19 protein-coding genes and 1 pseudogene are annotated in these 15448 nt (G+C 66.6%); 10 read left to right on the plus strand and 10 right to left on the minus strand.

The genetic code is table 11. The annotated features are described in order from the left end of the window. Window positions 1-58 precede the first annotated feature (58 nt). Complete coding sequence (locus ACNQS7_RS18720) at window positions 59-670, minus strand: TetR/AcrR family transcriptional regulator (protein WP_418013700.1); 612 nt, start codon at window positions 668-670, stop codon at window positions 59-61. 137 nt (window positions 671-807) lie between these two features. Here ACNQS7_RS18720 and ACNQS7_RS18725 point away from each other — a divergent pair, with 137 nt between their 5' ends. From ACNQS7_RS18725 to ACNQS7_RS18735, 3 genes are all read left to right on the plus strand, one after another. Continuing rightward, window positions 808-1473 (plus strand): TetR/AcrR family transcriptional regulator, encoded by a 666-nt coding sequence (locus ACNQS7_RS18725; protein ID WP_055575977.1) that lies wholly within the window; start codon window positions 808-810, stop codon window positions 1471-1473. Further along, window positions 1473-2453 carry an LLM class flavin-dependent oxidoreductase gene (locus ACNQS7_RS18730; protein WP_418013701.1) on the plus strand — a complete coding sequence of 327 codons (981 nt, stop codon included), beginning with the start codon at window positions 1473-1475 and terminating at the stop codon, window positions 2451-2453. The genes ACNQS7_RS18725 and ACNQS7_RS18730 overlap by 1 nt, the downstream gene beginning before the upstream one ends. Before the next feature lie 114 nt (window positions 2454-2567). Beyond that, window positions 2568-3278: a cutinase family protein gene (locus ACNQS7_RS18735; RefSeq protein WP_306237512.1), complete on the plus strand. Its 711-nt coding sequence runs from the start codon at window positions 2568-2570 to the stop codon at window positions 3276-3278. A 4-nt stretch (window positions 3279-3282) separates the two neighbouring features. Here the strand turns inward: ACNQS7_RS18735 and ACNQS7_RS18740 are convergent, their stop codons facing one another. Further along, window positions 3283-3885 carry a TetR/AcrR family transcriptional regulator gene (locus ACNQS7_RS18740; RefSeq protein ID WP_418016056.1) on the minus strand — a complete coding sequence of 201 codons (603 nt, stop codon included), beginning with the start codon at window positions 3883-3885 and terminating at the stop codon, window positions 3283-3285. Window positions 3886-4007: 122 nt separating this feature from the next. Here ACNQS7_RS18740 and ACNQS7_RS18745 point away from each other — a divergent pair, with 122 nt between their 5' ends. Further along, complete coding sequence (locus ACNQS7_RS18745; RefSeq protein WP_418013702.1) at window positions 4008-4565, plus strand: pyridoxamine 5'-phosphate oxidase family protein; 558 nt, start codon at window positions 4008-4010, stop codon at window positions 4563-4565. Window positions 4566-4572: 7 nt separating this feature from the next. Here the strand turns inward: ACNQS7_RS18745 and ACNQS7_RS18750 are convergent, their stop codons facing one another. Continuing rightward, a complete protein-coding gene (locus ACNQS7_RS18750; protein ID WP_418013703.1) occupies window positions 4573-5046 on the minus strand; it encodes an SRPBCC family protein in 474 nt (157 codons plus the stop codon). Between the two features lie 51 nt (window positions 5047-5097). On the opposite strand from ACNQS7_RS18750, the gene ACNQS7_RS18755 reads away from it, so the two are divergent. Both ACNQS7_RS18755 and ACNQS7_RS18760 read left to right on the plus strand, forming a co-directional pair. Then, window positions 5098-5919, plus strand: coding sequence for a mycofactocin-coupled SDR family oxidoreductase (locus tag ACNQS7_RS18755; RefSeq protein ID WP_418013704.1), 822 nt, complete (start codon window positions 5098-5100; stop codon window positions 5917-5919). Window positions 5920-6092: 173 nt separating this feature from the next. After that, window positions 6093-6905, plus strand: a complete 813-nt coding sequence (locus ACNQS7_RS18760; RefSeq protein ID WP_418016057.1) for a polysaccharide deacetylase family protein — start codon at window positions 6093-6095, stop codon at window positions 6903-6905. Here ACNQS7_RS18760 and ACNQS7_RS18765 read toward each other — a convergent pair. Further along, on the minus strand, window positions 6892-8088 hold the full coding sequence (locus ACNQS7_RS18765; protein ID WP_418013705.1) for an aromatic ring-hydroxylating oxygenase subunit alpha: 1197 nt from the start codon (window positions 8086-8088) through the stop codon (window positions 6892-6894). The two genes, ACNQS7_RS18760 and ACNQS7_RS18765, sit on opposite strands and share 14 nt — an antisense overlap. Before the next feature lie 61 nt (window positions 8089-8149). Between ACNQS7_RS18765 and ACNQS7_RS18770 the strand changes: the two genes are divergently transcribed. Continuing rightward, window positions 8150-8953, plus strand: coding sequence for a transcriptional regulator (locus ACNQS7_RS18770; protein WP_418013706.1), 804 nt, complete (start codon window positions 8150-8152; stop codon window positions 8951-8953). Then, window positions 8950-9501: a DUF3558 domain-containing protein gene (locus ACNQS7_RS18775; protein ID WP_418013707.1), complete on the plus strand. Its 552-nt coding sequence runs from the start codon at window positions 8950-8952 to the stop codon at window positions 9499-9501. The genes ACNQS7_RS18770 and ACNQS7_RS18775 overlap by 4 nt, the downstream gene beginning before the upstream one ends. A gap of 22 nt (window positions 9502-9523) precedes the next feature. Here the strand turns inward: ACNQS7_RS18775 and ACNQS7_RS18780 are convergent, their stop codons facing one another. Next, on the minus strand, window positions 9524-10129 hold the full coding sequence (locus tag ACNQS7_RS18780) for a TetR/AcrR family transcriptional regulator (protein WP_418013708.1): 606 nt from the start codon (window positions 10127-10129) through the stop codon (window positions 9524-9526). Between the two features lie 65 nt (window positions 10130-10194). On the opposite strand from ACNQS7_RS18780, the gene ACNQS7_RS18785 reads away from it, so the two are divergent. Beyond that, window positions 10195-11025: an alpha/beta fold hydrolase gene (locus ACNQS7_RS18785; RefSeq protein WP_418013709.1), complete on the plus strand. Its 831-nt coding sequence runs from the start codon at window positions 10195-10197 to the stop codon at window positions 11023-11025. Window positions 11026-11039: 14 nt separating this feature from the next. Here the strand turns inward: ACNQS7_RS18785 and ACNQS7_RS18790 are convergent, their stop codons facing one another. Then, window positions 11040-11990 carry a dipeptidase gene (locus tag ACNQS7_RS18790; RefSeq protein ID WP_418013710.1) on the minus strand — a complete coding sequence of 317 codons (951 nt, stop codon included), beginning with the start codon at window positions 11988-11990 and terminating at the stop codon, window positions 11040-11042. A gap of 60 nt (window positions 11991-12050) precedes the next feature. Between ACNQS7_RS18790 and ACNQS7_RS18795 the strand changes: the two genes are divergently transcribed. After that, on the plus strand, window positions 12051-12815 hold the full coding sequence (locus ACNQS7_RS18795; protein WP_418013711.1) for an SDR family NAD(P)-dependent oxidoreductase: 765 nt from the start codon (window positions 12051-12053) through the stop codon (window positions 12813-12815). 63 nt (window positions 12816-12878) lie between these two features. Here the strand turns inward: ACNQS7_RS18795 and ACNQS7_RS18800 are convergent. The 4 genes and pseudogenes from ACNQS7_RS18800 to ACNQS7_RS18815 all read right to left on the minus strand — a co-directional run. Further along, window positions 12879-13527, minus strand: a pseudogene (locus tag ACNQS7_RS18800) (hypothetical protein); the annotation flags it as partial. Beyond that, entirely contained in the window at window positions 13524-13940 is a 417-nt protein-coding gene (locus tag ACNQS7_RS18805; RefSeq protein WP_418013712.1) for a Zn-ribbon domain-containing OB-fold protein, read from the minus strand. The gene ACNQS7_RS18805 and the pseudogene ACNQS7_RS18800, both read right to left, overlap by 4 nt. After that, the gene (locus ACNQS7_RS18810; RefSeq protein WP_418013713.1) at window positions 13937-15094 is read right to left on the minus strand and encodes a thiolase family protein; all 1158 of its coding nucleotides are present in this window, start codon (window positions 15092-15094) and stop codon (window positions 13937-13939) included. Before ACNQS7_RS18810 ends, ACNQS7_RS18805 begins: the two co-directional genes overlap by 4 nt. A gap of 26 nt (window positions 15095-15120) precedes the next feature. Beyond that, window positions 15121-15447 carry a hypothetical protein gene (locus ACNQS7_RS18815; protein WP_418013714.1) on the minus strand — a complete coding sequence of 109 codons (327 nt, stop codon included), beginning with the start codon at window positions 15445-15447 and terminating at the stop codon, window positions 15121-15123. Window position 15448 lies beyond the last annotated feature (1 nt).

The following is a 15448-nucleotide window of genomic DNA, read 5'->3' on the forward strand; positions in this document are numbered from 1 at the left end:
GACCCCACTCTCAGCGAGCCAGTCCCGATAATCGATCGCTTGATCGCATCAGAAGATGCTAGCTTCCCGGAGCGAAGAGTTCGCCTCTGACCATTACTTTGGCAGCGTCCAGCGCAGCGTGGTACTCGTCGGGCGGCAGCGCCGCGGCCAGCTCGGTCAAGCCGTAGATGAGCGCGTAGATCGCTTCCCCGGTGGCGTGCAAATCAGGATGGTCACCGAGCTCGCCGTTTCGGTGGGCCTCGTCCACCAGGCCTTCGATGATCCCGCGGAAAGCCTCGAACCGGGCTTCCCCTCCGACCCTGACGAGGTGTTCGGCCCGGATCGCCCACTCGAACGCCGCCAGGTCGGGATACTCGCGCATCAGCGCCCCGCATTCGTCGAGCACGGCCTCGATTCGATCGACGGCGTGCCCCGGACCGTCGGCCGCCTTGCGCAATCTCGGCAGGGCGGTCTCGGCCCTGTCCGCGATCGTCGCCTTGAGCAGTTCCGCTTTGTTGGGGAAGTAGTTGTAGAGGCTGGCGCTCGTGACGTTGGCCATCCGGGCGATCTCGCGGATGGTGGCGCGTTGGCAGCCGACCTGCGCCACGCAGCGCATCGTCGCCCCGATGATCCGCCGGCGAGTCTCCTCGCCGCTTGCCCCGACGGGGCGGCCCAGCTGCGATCGGGCCATGGCCAGCGGTGTCCTTACTCGTGGGCTGTCCACCTGGTGAGGCGGGGCCGATGTCGACGTGGTCGAATATATTCGACCGATCAATTAGTTCTCGCGACCGGGCGTTTTGAGCATCTTCTCCATGGGGGCAAAGCGGCGTGACTGTCAGTTCTTCCCTGTCCGATTCGTCCCCACCGGGAACTCAGCTGGGCCGCCCGGTAGGCGCCGACGGCGAGCAGACCCGGCGCCGCATCATCACCGCAGCCATGCGGTGCGTGGCAGAGGTCGGCTACTCGCAGACGACGATCCGCGAGATCGCCCGGGCCGCTGACATGACCAGCGGCAGCCTCTATCACTACTTTCCGAACAAGTCCGAACTGCTGCGTGCGACCGGTCAGGAGATCGAGAACATCGTCGCGCCCCGGCTGCGTGGCGCCGTGCAGCGCTCCGAGGACGTCGCCGATCAACTCGATGCGGTGCTGGACGAGTCGAAGCGACTGGTGCGCGACTTCCCGCACCTGGCCGCCTTTCTGCGCGCCGTGCGCTCGGGCGGCACCACACAGTCGAGGCTGGGGGCGCCCCCATACCCCGGCTCCAAGGCGCTGCGCGACGTCGTGACGGAGATCGTCGAAAACGCAGACCGCCAGGGTGCGTTGTCTCCTGCCACCAACGCCGCGGCAGCGATCGACGCCATCTGCGCGCTGACACGCGGCCTGACGGAACCGGCAGCCCTGGACACACCGGAGGCGTACGACGCCACCCTCGGTGTTGCCAAGCGAATGATCAGAGGAACGTTGTTCGCGCGCCCGAAAACCGGTCAGTGATGGCGGAACTGCTCACCGCGCTGCGGCTGAACATGACCAACATCGCCGATCCGGCGGCGCGTCACGGCGACCGCTATCGGGCTGCGCTGGAGATGGCGGAGTTCGCCGACAAGAACGGGTTCACGGCCGTCAGCGGCGAGGAGCACCACCTGGCCGCCACGGGTTGGCTGCCGTCGCCGTTGCTGCTGGCCGCCGCACTGGCGGGACGCACCCGCCGCGTCCGGATCAGCATCAATGCGCTGATCGTTCCGCTCTACGATCCGATCAGGCTCGCCGAGGACATCGCCGTGCTGGACAATCTGGCTCAGGGCCGGTTCAGCTTCGTGGCCGGAATGGGTTACCGCCCAGAGGAATACCACGCCGTCGGCAAGGACTGGTCACAGCGCGGCGCCCTGATGGACCACTGCCTCTCGGTGCTGCTGCAGGCATGGGGCGACGAATCCTTCGAGTACGGCGGCACGGTCATCAATGTCACGCCCAAGCCGCACACCCGTCCACACCCCTTCTTCTTCGTCGGCGGGATGTCCGTCGCGGCGGCCCGCCGCGCGGCACGTTTCGGGTTGCCGTTCTCGCCGCCGATGGCGATGCCGGACCTGGTGGCCGTGTACAACGACGAGTTACGCAAGCACGGCAAGACCGGCTTCGCCTACTACCCGGAGAAGGGCAGCACGGTCACCCTGCTGCATCCCGACCCGGACGAGGCCTGGTCGCGCTACGGCGGATTCATCATGAACGAGGCAGCCGAGTACTCGGGCTGGAAACGGGACGGGGTCCCCCGGCCGAACGAGAGGCCCGCGGCGTCGGTCGAAGACCTGCGTCATCTCGACAACGTCGAGATACTGACTCCGGACCAGTTGCTCGCGCAGATCCGCTGCGGCCGTAAAGACATCGTGATCAACCCGTTGATCGGCGGTCTTCCGATCGATGACGGCTGGGCCGGCTTGCACCGGTTGGTCGACGAGGTTCTCCCGTACGTGTGAAGGCGGTTTCGCCGTACACCACGGAAAACTTGCGTGAACCCTGCCTGTGAAAATTCACAGTGATAATACGTTCGCAGTGGTTTGGATAACGCATCGGCGGGCAAAATAAGCGGCATGATCACGCGTATCCTCGGTTCCGCCGCAGCCGTGGCTGCGGGTTTCAGTGCCTCGATCCTGGCTTCCCCCGCCCCCTCCGCATCGGCTGAGCCATGCCCCGACGTCGAGGTGGTGTACGCCAGGGGTACCGGCGAAGAGGGCCTCGGCGCCACGGGTCAGGCTTTCGTCGACGCCCTGCGGCCGCGCATCGGCGCGCAGTCGATGGGCGTGTATTCGGTCAACTACCCCGCCAGCGAGGAGTGGGCCACCGGAGTCGACGGCATCAGGGACGCCGGCGCTCACGTGAACTCGATGGCCGCCGCCTGCCCCAAGACCAAGATGGTGCTCTCCGGCTTCTCGCAGGGGGCCGCGGTCATGGGCTTCGTCACCTCCGCCAAGGTTCCGGACGGCGTCGACCCCGCGACCGTGCCCAAACCGCTCGATCCTGCTGTGGCCGACCACGTCTCCTCGGTGGTGCTGTTCGGGACGCCTAACGTGCGCGCGATGGAATTCCTGGGTCAGCCGCAGGTGGCGATCGGTCCGCTGTATCAGGCGAAGACGCTGAAGATCTGCGCCCCCGAAGACCCGGTGTGCTCGCAGGGTTTGAACTTCGCCGCGCACAACTCTTACGCCGACGACGGGGCGTCGATCGAGCAGGGCGCGGCCTTCGCCGCGGCTCGCCTCGGCGGCGGCGCTCCGGCGCCGGTTCCGTCCGGCTTCGGCAACTGACAAATCAGGCGAGGCGCGCCAACCCGTCGACGATGAGTCGCAGCCCGAAGTCGAACTCATCGGCCAACGGCACCGGCAGGTGCCCGGCGACCGCCACGGTTGCCGGGTAACTGTCGGCGTCGAGGCGGCCGAACATCACCGTCGCCGACTCGTCATTGGGTTCCGTGACCTCCGACGCCGAAACCTGCATGGCGAAGCCCAGAATGAACCGTGACAGGGTGGCGTAGGTGCGTGCGGCCGCTTCCGCGGTGAACCCGCCGTTCAGTAGGACGTTCAGCACGAACTCCCGCTGCGCCATCGCGTTCGGCCCCATCGGAATATGACCGGCCAGCAACCTGGCGGCGTTGCTATGCCGCCCGAGCGCTTCGAACATGTTGTGCGCGAACGAGATACACGCCTCGTCCCATGACAGTACCGGCTCGCTGGCAATCGCTACCTCGCCGAGCATCCGGTCGACCACCATGGCCACCAATTCGGCGCGATTCGCGAAGTGACGGTAGAGCGTTGCGGTGCCCGAGCCCAGACGCTGCGCGAGCGATCTCATGGACAGCGCCTCCGCACCTTCCTCGTCGACGAGTTCCAGGGCGGTGCCCACGATCCGGTCCAGCGGAAGCGCCGGACGCCCGCGCGGCCGGCCCACGCCCCTGTTGACATCGCCGATATTTATGGAGACACTGTATCCATAATTGAGCCGCGGGTCAACGCCCCTGCCATGAAGGACGTTTCAGCATGCTTCTCCCCCTTGCCGCGGAGCCGTTCACGGCTCCCACCGACCGCGACATGCTTCCCTCCGAGCGCCGCGAATTCGTCCGCACCCACCGCACCGCGATATTCGGCTACCGCCGCCGCAACGACGGCCCGGCGATGTCGGTCGTCTACTACATCCCCACCGACGACGGCGAGTTGCTGGTTTCCACGATGGCCGGCCGCGGCAAGGCCCGGATCATCGAGCGGGACAACAAGATCAGTCTCTGCGTGCTGGACGAGCGCTGGCCCTTCACTTACCTACAGGTCTACACGGACGCAACGCTGGACGACGACCGCGACCTGGCGGTGGACGTGATGATGGCAGTGGCCGGACGGATGTCGGGCCAGCCGCTCGGAGCAGAGGCACGCCCGTCGATCGAGGCGATGTGCGACCGGGAGAATCGCGTGGTGATCCGTTGCCGCCCTTACTCGACGTTCGCCACGCCGCCCCGGCATCTGCACCGCAACGACGAGGTCGAACAGCTGTCGCACTGGGTTTCCGGAGTGGTGCCGTGGGACGCCGCTGACCCCGCGGCGTGAGCGGCCCTCAAGCCGTCGCGTAGCGGTCGCGCAGCTTGGCCAGTGTCGCCTCGATACCGCGGGCATTCGCCTTCGCGAAGCCCATCCGCTCGTAGTACTTCAGCTTCTTCTTGAGCGTCCCGGCGTCGTGATAGTCGAAGGTCTCGGTGACGCGGGTAACGGTCGGTGAGACGGCTTCGAATTCCCACCGCCACCGGTGACCGAGCGGATGCCGCCACTCGATCAGCTCATCGGGCTTGAAGGCGGTCACCGTGCTGGTGATGCGGTAGGGCAAACCGAACATCTTCATGTTCGTCGAGAACTTCGCGCCCTCGGAGAGCTGAGCCGGGGCCTTGACGTTGGCCTGCACCGTGCCTGACCCGTCCAACTCAGTGTGCCGCCGCGGATCGGCGGCCATTGCGAACAACTCGGCCACCGGCGCGGCGACCTCGACCCTGCGACTGACCCTGCGGGGTCCCCTGTCGACGACAACGACGGTCATTCTGTCAGCCTATCGTCGGGGGCAGGACAGTTCCACGACGCGAGGAGAGCCATGAATAGTCCGCTTGAGGGACGCGTCGCGGTGATCACCGGCGCGGCGCGCGGACAGGGCCGGGCGCACGCGGTGCGGCTCAGCGCCGATGGCGCCGACATCATCGCGCTCGACCTCGCGGGGCCTCTGCCCACCAGCGTCCCCTACGACTCACCGACGCCCGATGACCTCGCCGAGACCGCCCGGCTGGTGCACGCCAACGGCCGGCGAGCCGTGACGGCCGCGGTCGACGTCCGCGACCTGGACACGCTCAAGATCGCCGTCGACCGCGGGGTCGCCGAGTTCGGCCGGCTCGATGTGATCGTCGCGAACGCGGGTATCTGCAATCCCGCGGCCTGGGATCAGATCACCGCCCAGGCATTCCGCGACACCATCGACTCGAACGTGATCGGGACGTGGAACACCGTGATGGCCGGCGCCCATCACATCATCGACGGTGGCCGCGGCGGGTCCATCATCCTGATCGGGTCGGCCGCCGGCATCCGGATGCAGTCGTTCATGATCCACTACACCGCCAGCAAGCACGCCGTCGTGGGCATGGCCCGCGGGTTCGCCGCCGAGCTCGGCCGGCACAACATTCGCGTCAACAGCCTGAACCCGGGCGCTGTCGCGACCCCGATGGGGACCGGCCGGATGCGGGAGGCCATGCAGTCGGCCGCCGACACCAACCCGCAGCTGCGTGACATGCACAAGCCGTTGCTGCCCGAAGGCATCGCCCAACCCGAGGACATCGCGGATGCGGTCGCGTGGCTGGCTTCGGATCAGTCCAGGTTCGTGACCGGCACCCAGCTCTCGGTCGACATCGGGATCGGCTACTGCTGATTTGTGATCGGCACAACAGTCAGTCGCTGCTGCGGCGCTGCGCAGGGTTTATCCGCGCTGGTCATGGTACGGTTCGCTGCTGTGGTGTCGTTGCTGGTGAACCTGTTGTGCAGCCCGAACGGGGGCGTGCACCGGTCCCGGCGCACCCGGAGATCGATTGCAGAATGTCAGAGCTGAGCCGCCGCCGTTTCCTTGGGTCCCTCGCCGTCTCCACCGTCGCCGGCGTGGGCCTGGCCCGCTGCATGGTCGACCCCCAGCCGCGCACGTTCGCCCAGACACCCGTCGCCGCTGCGGACGCGCCACCCGCCGGTCCGACCGTCGCGGGCCTGTTGCCGCCGCCACCCCCGAGCGCACGCGTGCGGCTGCCCGGCGGCGGTGTGCTGAGCCAGCTGCCCGGAAGTGGTGACCTGCTGGCGCTCACCGTCGACGACGGGACCAACAGCGAGGTGGTGCGCGCCTACACGCAGTTCGCGAAGGACACCGGTATCCGATTGACGTACTTCGTCAACGGAACCTACGACTCGTGGACCGACAACCTGGCGCTGCTCCGGCCGCTGGTCGAATCCGGGCAGATCGAGCTCGGCAACCACACCTGGTCGCACCCCGACCTGACCACCCTGTCCAAGGGTGATATCGCCAAGCAGCTCACGCGCAACGACGAGTTCCTGAAAAAGACGTACGGCGTTGGCGCCAAGCCCTATTGGCGCCCACCGTATGCAAAGCACAATGCGGCTGTCGACGCGGTGGCCGCCGACCTCGGATACAGCGTGCCGGTCCTGTGGTCGGGATCCCTGTCGGATTCGACGTTGATCACCGAGGAGTACATCGTGAAGATGGCCGACCAGTACTTCACGCCCCAGTCCATCGTGATCGGGCACCTGAACCATTTGCCCGTCACCCACGTCTACCCGCAGCTGGTCGAAATCATCCGGGCCCGCAACCTTCGCACGGTCACCTTCAACGACGTCTTCCTCAAGAATCCGTAGCGGCCGCCGCGTGCAGTCGCTCGTCAAGGACGGCATGGAAATGGCCCGCCGCACTCTCGTGCCGACCGAACTCGACGAAATCGTTTGCGCCAGAGCTTAACCCACGCTGAACACCTTCGGACATCTCGTTGTCCTCCACCGAGCCGCGCGCGACCAGCGTACCGGCGGCCGCCGGATTGTACTGTCCGTCAGCATTATTCGCGCGCTCGGCCAGCTCGGGTCGCGCCATCGAGTAGATGGTGACCGTGCTGTGACCGATATCCACCGGGTCGACCACGATCATCAGCATCAACCCCGGGAACGTCGCCAGCATCACGTTGGGGAAGAGCTGATACAGGTAAGTCACCCGCGCTTCCGTCGTCCAGGTGCTCTCCGGACGGTCGCGCAGCCTCTCGATGTTGCGGTACGGGAACGTCAGACGGCAATTCGGGCCGAACATCTCGACCACGTTGAGGTCGTCGTACTGCAGCGGAAAGAAGGTGTCCTTGTGGGTCGAGCGGAGGTGATAGCCCTCCAGGAACTGTTCGACGAGGACCTTCCAGTTCATCGGCCGCACCGCGCTGTCGACGTACACCAGTCGCCGGGCCGGCAGCAACTTGTCGCGCCAGGGAGTTCCGTCGGTCAGCCACGCCAGGGCGTCTTCGTGCGATTTCGAGGCGGGATCCAGCGCCTCGATGACGACCAGGCCGTTCACCTCATGGCTGCCGACCTCAACCAACCCCCGGGCCGGCATATCGAGATCGGGGAATGCCTCCTGGTGCGGTACGTGGGCGAGCGACCCGTCCAGCCGGTACGTCCAGCCGTGGTAGCGGCACACCAGCGCGTGGGCACAACCGGGACCTTCGACCAGAGCTAACCCTCGGTGCCGGCACGCATTGCGGAACACCCGCACGCGCCGATCGCGTCCGCGCACCGCGAACAGGGGCACCCCGAACGCCGTTCGTTCCACGTGGTCACCCGGGTTGGGCAGGGCTGCCGACGGCACGAAAACGCTCGGCATGGTCCGCAGCAGCCGCATCTCGCGCATGAATCGGGCTGGGTCCAAATAGTTTTCGACCGGCTCGCGCCAGGCGGGACCTTCGTCGGTGGTACCTGCGTCGATATGGGCGAGCACCCGCCGAACGATCTCGATGTCGTCGGCGACCAACGGCTTCGTCGGGGAGGCCACGCCCGCTAGTATCACAATTTTATTGTCACACGTCAATGAATCAGTGATACCGAACGGGATCGGGGAAGATGGACGAATGCCCGCCGCGTCCGGATCTCGTGTGCGCGAACTGATCGGCGACCGACCGCTCAGCGCGCGTTCGGTGCTCGCGTCCGCCTTGTTGGGCTCCGACGAGGCCCGGCTTCCGGTGGCGAGTCTCGTCGCGTTCGCGTCCCTCTTCGGCATCAGCGACGGCGCCGCCCGCACCTGCCTGTGGCGGATGGTCTCCAACGGCGAACTCAGCGGGGACGACGGCAGTTACGCCCTGGCGGGGCGGTTGGCCGACCGCCGCCAGCGGGTCGATGAGGCCTATCGCATCGACGATGCCACGGAATGGGACGGCACCTGGGAACTTGCCATCGTCTCGGTGGAGCGCCGCACCGCGGCGGACCGTCTGGAACTGCGCAAGGCGGCGACGGCACTGCACCTGGCCGACTTTCGCGAAGGCGTCTGGATCCGGCCGGATAACCTGGACCCGCAACGGCTTTCCGCGTCACGCGCCGTGCTGGACCGCCAGTGCACGCACTTTCACGGCGCGGCTACCGACATCACCGCCGACAGGATGCGATCGCTGTTCGCCCTCGACGGCTGGGCCGACGATGCCCGGGCACTCGTCGACGCGATGGAGACCGCCCTTGAGCGCAACAGCCACGACAGTTCGCCCGAGAACCTCACCTACGAGTTCGCGTTGTCGATCGCGGTGGTGCGCCACCTTCAACTGGACCCCCTGCTGCCCGCCGAGCTGGTGGAAGACCACCGGCCGGGCAACGCGCTGCGCGGCACCTACCGCCTGTTCGACGATTCCTTCAAGAAGCGGATGAACACGGTGTTCGAGGGATGAGCGCGTTTCGGGACCGCCTGCTGGCGCCGGCCCTGGTGGCCCTCCTGCCCCTGTTGGCCGCGTGCGCCGGCGGTTCACGGGACGCCGGTGGACACGCGTCCTCGTCGGCCGCAACCACCCCGAAGCAGGCCACCCACGGTCCGTTCTTCCCCGAGTGTGGCGGCGTCAGCGACCAGACCCTGGCACAGCTGACCGGCGTGGCGGGGCTGGTGGTCACGGCCCGCAACGCCGTCGGATGCCAGTGGCTGGTGAACGGCAGCATCTCCGGGCCATGGTTCTCGTTCAGCTGGTTTCGCGGCAGCCCCATCGGCCGTGAACGCAAGAACGAGGACCTGAGCCGGACCAAGGTCGACGACATCACCATCGACGGCCACGGCGGTTACATTGCCGTCGCGACCGACCGGCTCGGCACCCGGCTCTGCGACGTCTCGATCCAGTACCAGGACGACTTCTTCGAGTGGTCAATACAATTCGTCAGGAAACCCTTTCCCAATCCGTGCGACGTCGCCACCGAACTGGCGCGCCAGACCATCGCCAGGGTGAAGTGACCGGCCGATCTCGCCCGGACTGTTATCCCTCGAGCATTCCGTCGATGAGCCGGTGCAGCACCTGGCGGATCTCATCGCGGGTCCCCTGCTGGTCGTCGGCGGTCGCGATCGCCATCGCCGCCTCGTCGAGGGCGCCGATCAGCACCGTCGCCAGCGGGCGCACCGGCAGTCTCGCCAGTTGACCCGCGTTGATCGCCTCGGTGATCAGCTGCTCGGTCATACCTAGGCTGTAGCGCTGCGCGACGTCCCGAAAGGCGGCCCAGCCCAGCACGGCCGGCGCATCCAGCAGGATCAACTGCCGCACCTCCGGATCGCCGGACACCTCAAGCCAGGCATCCACCGAGGCCCGGATCATGTCAGCCGGGGCGGTGGCTCCCGACGAAGCCACCAGGGTGGCCATCCGGGTCATCACGTCCAGCTCGACGGCTTCCACCACATCGCGGAATAGCGTTGCCTTGTCCGAGAATTGGTGATACATCGCGCCGCGGGTGACGCCGGCCTCGGTGGCGATCTCCGGAGTACCGACTTCGGCATAGCCACGCAGGCCCCAAAGCTTTCGCGCAGCCGAGATCAGCGCCTCGCGGGTTGCCGCGGAGCGCTCCTCCTGGGTACGTCTCTTGATTTCCATACAACCTGTTGGTAACTTACGAACAGACAGACTGTTTGTAAATCTCTCTCTACTAGGAGCCGTTCATGCCGACGATCGACATTAGCGCCGGAACCATCCATTACGAAGAAACCGGACCCGAAAACGGCAGGCCCGTGGTGTTCGTGCACGGGTACATGATGGGCGGCCAGTTGTGGCGCCAGGTCAGCGAGCGGCTGGCCGGTCGGGGTTTGCGGTGTATCGCCCCCACCTGGCCGCTCGGGGCCCATCTCGAACCGCTGCGACCCGGCGCCGACCGGAGCATCACCGGCGTCGCCGGCATGGTGGCCGATTTCCTTGCCGCACTTGACCTCGACGACGTGGTGCTGGTCGGCAACGACACCGGCGGAGTGGTGACCCAACTGGTCGCGGTGCACTACCCGGAGCGACTCGGCGCACTGGTTCTGACCAGTTGTGATGCCTTCGAGCACTTCCCGCCGCCCATTCTTAAGCCGGTCATCCTCGCGGCCAAGTCGAAGAAGGTGTTCCGCGCGGCAACCCAGGCCGTGCGAGCGCCCGTCGCACGCAAGCGGGCCTATGAAGGACTGGCGCACAGTGACATTGACGCGCTGACGCAGGCCTGGGTGCAGCCGGCATTGTCCGATCCGGCGGTCGCGGAGGATCTGCGCCAGTTCTCGCTGTCGCTGCGCACCGAGGTCACCACCGGGGTTGCTGCCCGCCTTCCCGAAATCGACCTGCCGACGCTCATCGCGTGGTCCGGTGACGACGTCTTCTTCGAACTCGAAGACGGTCGCCGGCTCGCGGCCACCATTCCGAACGCCCGGTTCGAGGTCATCGAGGGCGCGCGCACCTTCTCGATGGTGGACCAACCCGGCCACCTTGCCGATCTGCTGTCATCCGTCGCGGTGCGCGCCTAGGTTCGCCCCAGATATCAAGCGGCCCAGGCGCGCTGCGCGACACGTAGGAAGTTACCGCCGAGGACGCCGGCGATGTCCGCGGCGCCCCAGCCACGCTCATCGAGATGCTCAGCGAGTGTCAACAGTGTCTCGGGCGGCATCCACTGGATCGTCCCCCACCGGGTGTAGTTGTCGTCGAACAGGTGCGGGTTGCGGGCGACCTCCGCGACGAAATCGTCGTAGTCGAACGAGAAATCGCTGCTGATACCCACATGGTCGATGCCGACCAGGTCGACCGCGTACTCGAGATGTCGTGTCATCGCTTCCAGAGTGGGGGTGTTGGGGCCCAGGAAGATACCGACGCCGGTGATGCCGATGACTCCTCCGGTGGCCGCGCAGGCCAGCGCCTGTCGATCGCTGATATTGCGTGGATGATCCCAGACCGCCCTCATGCACGAGTGGCTGTAAATCACCGGGCCCGTGGATATCTCACACATGTCCAACCCGGTACGCGGGCTGCAGTGCGACCCGTCCGGGACAATACCCACCCGGTTCATCTCGGCGACGACCGAACGCCCCCAGCCGGTGAGGCCGCCGTCGACCGCATCCAGGCACCCGCTGCCGGCGCGGTTGGCGTGGTTGTAGGTGGGCAACAGCGTTCGCACCCCGAGCCCGGCCAGCACGGCCAGGTTGTCCAGATCGTCGTCGAGGGGACGCGAGTCTTCCAGATCGAAGACCACGGCGATGCGGCCTTCGCCCGCAATGCTGCTCACCTCGTCGGCCGTGCCTGCCAGCTCCAGGTCCGGGTGAGCGGCCACCGCACTCCGGAAGTGACGCAACAGCGCCGTGGTGTCAGCGAAGCTGTGCGGTGAGTATCCCGCGTTGACCGAGACGAAGGCGCCACCGCGGCGCCGGTAGCGGGTCAGCGGGCCGACTTCCGCGTCGGGCTGCAACGGCAGGCAGGTGTGCTGGTCCCACAGGATCATGGATACCGATACTGCCGCACCCGTGTGCAGCCCGGCGAACTCGACAGCTAGCGTTTCACCATGTCGGACACAGCCCTACAGGGCAGACGCATTCTCGTAACGGGTGCTGCGACGGGTATCGGCGCCGCGGCGGTCGCCGCGCTCGGCGCGGCCGGCGCTCGGATCGCCGCCACCTACCACCGCACGCCGCCTCCCGACGACCTCACCGCGACCTGGCTGCAGTGCGATGTGCGCGACGCGGACGCCGTGTCGTCCGTGGTTGGCAGGGCGGCCGAGGTGCTCGGTGGGCTCGACGTCCTGGTGAACGCGGCGGGGCTGTGGCAGCCCGGGATTCCGGGTTACATCGGCGCCGAGGAGATCTCGTTCCTGTTGGACACCAACGTGAAAGCGACAATCCTGACCAACCAGGCCGCCTATGCGGTCATGAAGGACCAGCAACCCAAGGGCGGCCGGATCATCAACTTCGGGTCGTCGGAAGCCGTGATGGGCAGCCCGGTCTCGGCCGTCTACGCCGCGACCAAGGGCGCGGTGCAGGCCTGGACGCGGTCGGCGGCGCAGGCCTGGGCCCATGACAAGATCACCGTCAACGCGCTGGCGCCGGCGGTGCAGACACCGGGCTCCAACCGGTTCCGGGAGTTTCTCGGGCCGGACGCCGCGCCGTTGATCGACGAACAGCTCAAGACGAGGATTCCGCTCGGCGGGGCACTCGGTGATCCGGCGCGCGACCTCGGACCGGTGCTGGTGTTCCTGGCCGGACCCGGCTCCGGCTTCATCACCGGACAACTGCTCGCGGTGGACGGCGGCCTGATCATGGTCGGTGGCTGATTTCCCCGCGCGAGCAGACGCGAAATCGCCCAATTTTGTTCCGAAATAGGCGATTTCACGTCTGCTCGGCCCACGTGGTGCGGCGGCGGATCTGCCCCTTGGGCCGTCGCACCCGCTCGGCGGGGTCTCGCGTTGTGCCCGCGGCGATCTCGTCACGCAGTTGCTCGATGTTGGAGATCTCCGCATAGAGGCCGCGGATCGCGTAGTCCAGGACCGCGAAAGAGTAACGCTGTTCGGGATCGTCGAGGATACCGACCTCGCGGGAACGCCCTCGCGACCACAATGCCTCGTCCAGTCGACGCCGAGTTGCCTCGAGGTGCCGCTCCAAGGTGTCGAGCACCCGCTCCGGGTCCTCGCCGCGGGCCAGCCAGGTCCGCAGAATCACTGGGTGTTTGATGACGACCTGATCCTCGCCGGGAAAGCGCTGCACCCAGGCGCGCAACGCCTCGAGCCCGGAATCGGTGGTCTCGTACAGCGTGACGGTCCGCTTACCGGACCGCGCGTCGATCTCGTTGACCATCCCGCGGCCCAGCAGCCGGCCCAGCTCGCGCCGCACGTGACTGACCGACGGCGACCAGTAGAAGTGTCCGACAGAAAGCTCTGCGCGCGTTTTGATTTCGCCTGCGGTGAGCTGTTCATCGGTGACCGCCAGCACACCCAGCACCAGGTATGCCGTCACCGGAAGCCCGTCAACGGTGCGCCGCGGGCTCATGCTGACCCGGTGAAATACGGAAGCGTCAAATCCGGCCCGACGGAATGAAACTCGACCCGTACCCGCATGCCGATCACCAGAGCCTCTGCTGCGATGCCGACGATGTTGGTCAGCATCTGGTAACCCTCGTCCAGTGTCACGATCGCCGGTGCGTAGGGCGGGTCGAAATCGGCGGTCACCGGACGGTGCACGACGGTCCAGCTGTAAATTTCACCCGTTCCGTTGCTGCGCGTCCATCCCAGCGACGGTGAAAGGCATTGACGGCAGTGCTCTGTCGGCGGGAAATTGGCGGCGCCGCACTCGGTGCAGTGCTGGTAGCGCAGTTCCTGCGAGCGGCAGCCCTCCCAGAACGGCGCGCTGACCGGGCTGCCGGCGTGCGGAACTGATCCGGTCTGAGGTTGCAACAGGCTCATCGGGGCTCGTCCCCCAGCAGTAGCACCGTGGTGAACAGTGCGCCCGCTCCGCCGTTGCTGCACAGAGCGATTCGTGCACCGGGCACTTGCAGGGTCCCGGCGTCACCGCGCAACTGTTGCACCGCGCGAACGGCGCGCTGCATCATCTGCGGGTTGGATCCGGCATGGCTGAAAGACATTGTCCCTCCGTCGGTGGTGATCGGATGACTACCGCCGATGGCGATGTGACCGTCGGCGACAAACGGTCCGCCCTCACCGTCGCCGCAAAACCGGAACGCCTCCAACTGGCGGATGATCTCGAATGAGAACGGATCGTAGAGTTCGAGCACGTCCACGTCCTCGCGCCGGATTCCGGCGTGTGCGAATGCCCGGTCAGCAGCACTTCGGCCCACCACGCCGTTGACGTGATCGCCCCGACGCCCCACGAGATCCCAGGCAGGCGGATGTTGGTACGACGGGCCGTGAAAGTCGGCCCCGCTGCCCAGAATGTAGATCGGCCGACCGGACGTCTCGACCGCGTTCAGGTTCGCGACCACCAACGCGCAGCCGCCCTCGGATGTGGTCGCGCAGTCAAGCAGATGAAACGGGTCGGCTATCAGTCGAGATGCCGTGATATCACTTGGGGTGAATGGACCACGCTGGTAGTAAACGGCTTCCGGATTGTTCGACCCGTTGTTGCGGATGGTCGCGGCCACCATCGACAGCTGTTCACGCGTGGTGCCGTAGACGCGCATGTGCCGTCGGGCGATGAGGGCGAATTCCGCGGTGGTGAACATGCCCCAGGGCGCTACGAATTCGTTCTCCGGCCGCGTCCACGGCGCGGTGGCTTCATGGTCGCGGTACTCGCCTGCCTGGGCGGCGACGAGCACCACCACATCGGCCATCCCGTGCTCTATTGCGGTGGCGGCTTCGGTGATCATGCCGACACCGAAACCCATTCCCTGCCAGGCCGGCCCAACGCGCAGGTCGTAGATCAGTGCGGTCGACAGTGGGCCCGCGCTGACGCCGTCCACGTCCTGCAGACGCAGGCCCGCATCGTCGAGTGCGCCGTTGACGGCCTTGACGGCCAGGCCGCGCGAGGTTTCGCCGTCCAGTCGCCGTCCCTGGACGGTGTTGTACACCCCGACGATCGCCGCGGTGCGCTGCTGCCTCACATCAACTCCATTCTTTACGGCGCCATTCAGTTCTCGTCTGCCACCACACCCAGATAGGTTCCCATCACGTCACATTCGTGCCCGTCCCGCACGATCCGCCCGATCAACCGGGACCGGGTGTCCGGCGGCGCGGCACTCTCCACGACGTCGATCCGCACATCGACCGGCCGCGCGGTCTGCGGATCGGTGATCTCGACGACCATGGCGACCGCGTGTTCTTGTTCGTCCCACTCCACATCGGTGATGCGGTGCCGCGCTGTCAGTTCCATGACCACCGAATCCTGGCGCAGCAGGAAACGGACCGGTTGGCACAACTCGCCGGGCCGCGGCGGCACACACAGTGTCACTGCCATG

Source organism: Mycobacterium sp. 23 (genome assembly GCF_048287075.1).
In the GTDB taxonomy this organism is placed as follows: domain Bacteria; phylum Actinomycetota; class Actinomycetes; order Mycobacteriales; family Mycobacteriaceae; genus Mycobacterium; species Mycobacterium gordonae_B.

Excerpts from the sequence above, each read along its gene's own strand:
- ACNQS7_RS18755 (WP_418013704.1), top strand. The coding sequence starts at position 5,098 with ATGAATAGTCCGCTTGAGGGACGCGTCGCGGTGATCACCGGCGCGGCG.
- ACNQS7_RS18735 (WP_306237512.1), top strand. The coding sequence starts at position 2,568 with ATGATCACGCGTATCCTCGGTTCCGCCGCAGCCGTGGCTGCGGGTTTC.
- ACNQS7_RS18780 (WP_418013708.1), bottom strand. The coding sequence starts at position 10,129 with ATGGAAATCAAGAGACGTACCCAGGAGGAGCGCTCCGCGGCAACCCGC.
- ACNQS7_RS18730 (WP_418013701.1), top strand. The coding sequence starts at position 1,473 with ATGGCGGAACTGCTCACCGCGCTGCGGCTGAACATGACCAACATCGCC.
- ACNQS7_RS18795 (WP_418013711.1), top strand. The coding sequence starts at position 12,051 with ATGTCGGACACAGCCCTACAGGGCAGACGCATTCTCGTAACGGGTGCT.
- ACNQS7_RS18815 (WP_418013714.1), bottom strand. The coding sequence starts at position 15,447 with ATGGCAGTGACACTGTGTGTGCCGCCGCGGCCCGGCGAGTTGTGCCAA.
- ACNQS7_RS18750 (WP_418013703.1), bottom strand. The coding sequence starts at position 5,046 with ATGACCGTCGTTGTCGTCGACAGGGGACCCCGCAGGGTCAGTCGCAGG.
- ACNQS7_RS18790 (WP_418013710.1), bottom strand. The coding sequence starts at position 11,990 with ATGATCCTGTGGGACCAGCACACCTGCCTGCCGTTGCAGCCCGACGCG.
- ACNQS7_RS18720 (WP_418013700.1), bottom strand. The coding sequence starts at position 670 with ATGGCCCGATCGCAGCTGGGCCGCCCCGTCGGGGCAAGCGGCGAGGAG.
- ACNQS7_RS18770 (WP_418013706.1), top strand. The coding sequence starts at position 8,150 with ATGCCCGCCGCGTCCGGATCTCGTGTGCGCGAACTGATCGGCGACCGA.
- ACNQS7_RS18775 (WP_418013707.1), top strand. The coding sequence starts at position 8,950 with ATGAGCGCGTTTCGGGACCGCCTGCTGGCGCCGGCCCTGGTGGCCCTC.
- ACNQS7_RS18785 (WP_418013709.1), top strand. The coding sequence starts at position 10,195 with ATGCCGACGATCGACATTAGCGCCGGAACCATCCATTACGAAGAAACC.
- ACNQS7_RS18805 (WP_418013712.1), bottom strand. The coding sequence starts at position 13,940 with ATGAGCCTGTTGCAACCTCAGACCGGATCAGTTCCGCACGCCGGCAGC.
- ACNQS7_RS18745 (WP_418013702.1), top strand. The coding sequence starts at position 4,008 with ATGCTTCTCCCCCTTGCCGCGGAGCCGTTCACGGCTCCCACCGACCGC.